Genomic DNA, 4,558 nt, shown 5'->3' with positions numbered 1-4,558 from the left:
GTGGATTTGAGCGGGCCGAACCTTGAGTTCAGCCGCCAGTTGCATCAGGATCTTGTCCAAGCTCAGGCCTTGCGAAGAAGTGCATGCAATGCGGACGTCGCCATGGGACCCGGCCCGTCTGGCGTCATCTGCGCGTTAAGGGGGGGCAGTTTGCCACAGGCAGACGCCCTTCCCATGGCAGGCCATGCACTGCCGGATGAGGGACAATACAGGGTTTTGAATCTGGCCCGCCCTGCCCTCATCATGGCCCTGATCCCCTACTTCCTGCCCCGCTCGGTCCTGTTCAGCATGGATCCCGAGGCGGCCCACGAACTGACCATGGCGGCCCTGGCGCGGTTCCAGAACACGCCCCTGGCATGCGCCTGGTCTGCCCGGCGCGTGGAAGACCCTGTCGAGATCGCCGGTCTGCGCTTTCCCAACCGCATCGGCATGGCCGCGGGCCTGGACAAGAATGGCCGGGTGATCGACGGCCTGGGGGCCATGGGTTTCGGTTTTGTCGAGGTGGGCACTGTGACCCCCAAGGCCCAGCCGGGCAATCCCAAGCCGCGCATGTTCCGCCTGCCTCAGGCGCAAGCCCTGATCAACCGCCTGGGCTTCAACAATGAAGGCCTGGACGCCTTCCTGGCCAACGTCAAGCGCGCCAGCTTCCGCCAAAGCGGTGGCATCCTGGGCCTGAACATCGGCAAGAACGCCGTCACCCCCATCGAGAATGCGGTCGATGACTACCTGATCGGCCTGGAGGGGGTCTACCCCCACGCCGATTACGTCACGGTCAACATCTCCTCGCCCAACACCAAGAACCTGCGCGCCCTGCAGAGCGACGAAGCGCTCGATGCCTTGCTGGGCCAATTGCAGGAGCGGCGCCAGCAGCTGATCCAGCGTCATGGCCGCACCGTGCCCATGTTCGTGAAGATCGCGCCGGACCTCGATGAAACCCAAGTGGGCGTGATTGCCGCCACGCTGCAAAAGAATGGCATCGACGGCGTGATCGCCACCAACACGACCATCTCCCGCGAGGCGGTCAACGGCCTGCCGCATGCCCAGGAAACGGGCGGCCTGAGTGGCAAGCCAGTGTTCGAAGCCAGCAACCAGGTGATCCGTCAACTGCGTGCGGCGCTGGGGCCTCGCTACCCCATCATTGGCGTGGGCGGTGTGATGAGCGGCGCCGATGCGCGCGCCAAGCGTGATGCGGGCGCCGATCTGGTCCAGATCTACACCGGCCTGATCTACGAAGGCCCCGAACTGGTGAGCGCTTGCGCCCAGGCGCTCAAGGCCTGATCAACTGACCGCGGCCCGTGCCGCGCCAGGGCCCGGCCCCGATGGGCTGGGCGCGGGGAACATCTGCCGGTACAAGGTCCGATCGATCGGGCGGATGGCACGTTGCAGGGCATCGAGCAATTCGCGCTGGCTGGTCACGGCCGGGCGGGCATACCGTGACAGCAGATGGGTCATCATGCGGGCCTGCTGTGCCGCAGGTTTGCCGATCAGGGCACACAGTTCATTGGCCAGGCTGGCCGTGATGCGCAGCCAGTCTTCCGGGCTTTCAGGACGGCGGGGGGCCACATTCAGACTCAAGGGCCTGGCTGCCTGGATCAGCGGCTCCGAAAAGCCCCAATGGCGCAGGACCGCTGCAGTCAGATCGTCCGGATGGATGCCCAGCACCGCTCCCGTCGCAGCCTCCTGGGTCATGCCTGGTGTCGGCTTGCCACCCGGCTCGCTGGCCGGCACCGGTGCCATCAGGCGAGCGATCTGGGCGGACTCTTCGGGATAGTGGTAGAGGATCAGCAAACGCCCCAGGTGCTGGGACATGGCGGCCACCATGGCATCCTCGTCGCCGATGTTGAAGGGGCGCAGCCAGCGCGCTGCCATGGCCGCGATGCAGGCCATCTTCATCTCTTCGTCCAGGGCCGCAATGGCTTGCTGCCCGGCACCTTCACCCTGACGAGATTCAGCCGCCCCCAGCACCCCCGGCCAGGTTCTGACGCTGGTGCTGACCTTGCGCAGCCCTTGCTGGCCCAGCAGGACCACCGCCCTAGAGAGGCTGCAACTCGGCTCTTCGCCACTGTTCTGGAAGCGCGCCGTGTTGATCACGCGCAGCAACTCCCAGCTCAGCGCCGGATCCTTGATGATCTGGTCCACCAGATCGTCGATCTTCAACTGCTCATTGAGCAACAGCTTGTTGATGGCGCCCAGGTCCTTGGCCCGACTGGGCAGGTGCCCGACGGCGTTGATGCGATCCAAAAACAAGGCCAGCGGCCCGGCGGATTCCTGGCTGTTGGCCAGAACCCAGCCCTGCAGGGCGCTGATCAGGGTCCGTGCATTCAGATAGCGCTGGCGCTGCTGCCGATCGGTGGCCCGATTGACGATGGCACGCAAGGTTTCGGGCACGGGCTGCGGCGTGGTCCAGGGCAGGCGCACGATCTCCAGCCCGACCCGCGAGGCCGCACTGCCCAGATCGGCATCGTCCAGGGCGGGATGCCCCGCCAGCAGGCGATGAAGCATCAGGCCTGCCATCAGCACGTCACGCTCGGCCGCGGCGCGCTGCTCCTGCCGGGCCGCGCTGGAGTGCTCTGCACCCTGGGCCGCGCTCAGGCCCACGCCCAGACCCGCCAGACGGATGTGCCCTGCGGCATCCACCATCACATTGTGCAGCGCCAGATCCCGGTGGGCCATGCCGGCCTCATGTGCGTAGGCCAGGGCTTCGAGCATCTCCACCATCCAGTTGACCTGCTCGATCACCGTGGCATGGGCCTGCCCCGATGCCAGACGCTCGCTCAGGGTCTGCGCACCGTCACGGTCATAAGCCACATAGGGCCAACCGTCATGCAGCCCCATGTCCAGCACCTCTGCCAGACGGGGGTGCTTGAGCCGGGAGGCCTTGAGCGTGTCCTGCGTCCAGGCGTCCCGCCCGGCCACATCCGACGGTTTGGCCCGAGGCACGCAGAGCAGCACTTCGGCCTGCAGATTGGCATCAAAAGCCAGCCAGCTGTTGGAGGCCAGGCTCTTGCCCAAAGGCTGCCGCAGCTCGAAGCGCCCGAAGCGTCGAACCGGTGCGGAAGCTTGCGCGGGAACGTCGGCCTTGTTCATCGACACACTGCTGGCTCAATGGCGGTTGCAGTCCGCCCTTCGCGGCAGACTTGTAACGACATTGAACCCCAGTTGTATCGATTGCAAGAAGTGTTCAAGCCCTGTAAACACCGGGCTTATTTCTCGTTATCGGCCGAAATCGAGCACCGATTTGACCTGATCCCTGCTCACAGCGGACGAAAACCCCCGTCCCCCGTGATGAAGGCCCCCCGCACCACCGATTGGGGCTCCAGCTCGGACACGGCCTGCACATAGCGGTGCAACTGTTCCCGGTAGCTGTGGACACTCTGGGGCGTCTCGTGGAGCTTGTAGTCAATCACCCACCATTCCAGGGCATCGCCCTTGCGGCGCGCCACCAGTCGATCCAGACGCAGGATCTGCCCCTCGTGCCAGAGCACCACCTCGTTGCCCGCCCAATGGACCTGGGACGGATCCAGCCAGGGGCCTGACTCGGGGTGCGTTGCGATGCGCTGGACTTGCGTGATCAGCTCCAGCAAGACCTCTCGTGTCAGCGGTGCAGGTGCCGACTCGGCCGCGCTGGCCATGGCGGTCCAGGCCTGACGGGTCAAGCGCTCGATCACGACCGTCTGGCGCGCAGCCAGGGGCAAGGGGGTCAGCAGTTCCAGCACCCGGTGCACGACGCGCCCACGGTGGGCACGCAGCACTTGCGCCAGATCGGTGGATGCATCGGCATCCTGTGCACGCGGAGACGGGGCCTTGTCTGGCGGCTGCAGCGGCGGCAAGACCGCCAGACGGTTGGACTGCCCCTCGCACGAGGCGGACGCTGCCAAGGACGCGGTGGCGGCTGGCGCCTGCCAGCGGTGCCCATCCTCCAGGGCCTGGCTGTCCCACAAGCGCTGCCACCAACTGGCCACAGGATGACGACGGTGAGGCTGCGTGCGGCTGAAGATCAACTCCTCCCGGGCTCGGGTCAGCGCCACGTACAGGGCATTGCACTCCTCGGTCTGCTGGGCCCGCTTTTCACCCTCCAGGGCGGCGGCCAGGCTGGCCGGCGGGCTGCCTTCACTGGCAACAAAGGCGCAGCAAGCCGGGTGGTCGGCCCCTTGAGGCCAGTCCACGAGCACGGTGTGATGATCGCTTCTGGCCGGCTCGCCATCGCAGTCCACCATGAAGACCACAGGCGCTTCCAGCCCCTTGGCGCCATGGATGGTCAGCAACTGGACCACGCCCTGGGCCGCAGCGGCCGGCAAAGGCTCGCGCAAGCGTTTGAGTTCGCGCAGCCAGCGGTAGGGCGTGGCGTCGCGCCCGCCCTGCAAGGCCAGGGCCTGCCCCAGCAAGGCATCAAGGTGCAGCAGGGCCTGACGCAGCATGGGCGCGCTCAATCGCCGCGCCAGGGTGTCGCGCCACTGCGATTCATCCACGATCTGCTGCATCAGATCGTGCGGCGGTAAGACCGCTGCGGCCTGCCTCCAGCCCGACAGCAAACAGCGGGCACGCACCAGGCAGGCCT

General features: G+C 66.3%; 3 protein-coding genes. 1 reads left to right on the top strand and 2 read right to left on the bottom strand.

All coding sequences use genetic code 11. From position 1 onward, the window contains the following. The first annotated feature begins 243 nt into the window (after window positions 1-243). Window positions 244-1,278 carry a quinone-dependent dihydroorotate dehydrogenase gene (locus VFW84_RS04015; protein WP_329679143.1) on the top strand — a complete coding sequence of 345 codons (1,035 nt, stop codon included), beginning with the start codon at window positions 244-246 and terminating at the stop codon, window positions 1,276-1,278. Here VFW84_RS04015 and VFW84_RS04010 read toward each other — a convergent pair whose 3' ends face one another. Continuing rightward, a complete protein-coding gene (locus VFW84_RS04010; RefSeq protein WP_329679142.1) occupies window positions 1,279-3,087 on the bottom strand; it encodes an HDOD domain-containing protein in 1,809 nt (602 codons plus the stop codon). A 167-nt stretch (window positions 3,088-3,254) separates the two neighbouring features. Next, on the bottom strand, window positions 3,255-4,558 hold a 1,304-nt coding region (locus tag VFW84_RS04005; protein WP_329679141.1), incomplete at its 5' end, for a 3'-5' exonuclease.

Origin of the sequence: Aquabacterium sp., assembly GCF_036279655.1 — a bacterium.
Lineage (GTDB): Bacteria > Pseudomonadota > Gammaproteobacteria > Burkholderiales > Burkholderiaceae_C > Aquabacterium.
This window is presented reverse-complemented; position numbering and strand designations above follow the sequence as displayed.